1 protein-coding gene is annotated in these 1,612 nt (G+C 61.9%); it reads right to left on the bottom strand.

All coding sequences use genetic code 11. The features are described from left to right. The coding region (locus tag HU762_RS26475; protein WP_346656883.1) for an immunoglobulin-like domain-containing protein at nt 1–1,612 on the bottom strand (1,612 nt) is incomplete at both ends.

The raw sequence follows: 1,612 nt of genomic DNA, 5'->3' as shown, positions 1-1,612 counted from the left end.
CACATCGTTGCCGACCGCGACATCCAACGCACCCGAGCTTGCACCGGCTGCGATGGTGATGGTTTTACCGCTTTCCAGCGTCACGGTGACCGGACCGTTTTGTGCGGTGACCGGTTTGCCGTCGGCACCGGTCAGGGTGGCGGTGTAAGTGATCGTGCCGTTTTCGTTCACGGTCGGAGTAGCGGTCAACGTCACCGTGGTGGTGTCGTCGACATCGCTGACGATGGTGCTGGCCGGAGCGGTGTTTGGTGCGATGGCTTCCAGGTTGCCACCGGATGCATCTTTGATCGACTCGGTAATTGTCGTCGGGCCTTGGTACACGTCGTTGCCGACGGCTACGTCCAAGACGCCGGAACTTGCACCGGCTGCGATGGTGATGGTCTTGCCGCTGTCCAGCGTCACGGTCACCGGGCCGTTCTGTGCGGTGACCGGTTTGCCGTCGGCACCGGTCAGGGTGGCGGTGTAGGTGATGGTGCCGTTTTCGTTCACGGTCGGTGTGGCGGTCAACGTCACGGTAGTGGTGTCGTCGACATCGCTGACGATGGTGCTGACCGGCGCGGTGTTCGGAGCAATGGCTTCGAGGTTGCCACCGGATGCATCTTTGATCGACTCGGTGACGGTGGTTGGGCCTTGGTAGACGTCGTTGCCGACCGCGACATCCAACGCCCCCGAGCTTGCACCGGCTGCGATGGTGATGGTTTTACCGCTTTCGAGCGTGACCGTCACCGGACCGTTTTGCGCGGTGACGGGTTTGCCGTCGGCACCGGTCAGGGTCGCAGTGTAGGTAATGGTGCCGTTTTCATTCACGGTCGGCGTAGCGGTCAACGTCACGGTAGTGGTGTCGTCAACATCGCTGACCACGGTGCTGACTGGCGCGGTGTTCGGAGCAATGGCTTCCAAGTTACCGCCCGATGCCGAGGTAATCGACTCAGTGACGGTGGTCGGGCCTTGGTACACATCGTTGCCAACCGCGACATCCAACACACCCGAGCTTGCGCCGGCGGCGATGGTGATGGTCTTGCCGCTGTCCAGGGTCACAGTCACCGGACCATTCTGTGCGGTGACGGGCTTGCCGTCAGCACCGGTCAGGGTTGCGGTGTAGGTGATGGTGCCGTTTTCGTTCACGGTTGGCGTAGCGGTCAACGTTACCGTGGTGGTGTCGTCGACATCGCTGACGATGGTGCTGGCCGGAGCGGTGTTTGGCGCGATGGCTTCGAGGTTGCCACCGGATGCATCTTTGATCGACTCGGTAACGGTCGTCGGGCCTTGGTACACGTCGTTGCCGACCGCCACATCCAACGCACCCGAGCTTGCACCGGCTGCGATGGTGATGGTCTTGCCGCTGTCCAGGGTCACGGTCACCGGACCATTCTGTGCGGTGACGGGTTTGCCGTCGGCACCGGTCAGGGTTGCGGTGTAGGTGATGGTGCCGTTTTCGTTCACGGTCGGTGTAGCAGTCAGCGTCACGGTAGTCGCGTCTACCGAATCGGTAATCGTAGTGACCGCAGGCGCAGTGCTCGGGACCAGGTTCTCGAAGTTGCCGCCGGTTGCGCCGGTAATGGTGGTGCTAACCGTACTGCCGTTGTTGTAGACGTCATTGGCTGGCGTCTCG

It is taken from the genome of Pseudomonas sp. SWRI92 (assembly GCF_014268685.1).
Lineage (GTDB): Bacteria > Pseudomonadota > Gammaproteobacteria > Pseudomonadales > Pseudomonadaceae > Aquipseudomonas > Aquipseudomonas marvdashtae.
This window is presented reverse-complemented; position numbering and strand designations above follow the sequence as displayed.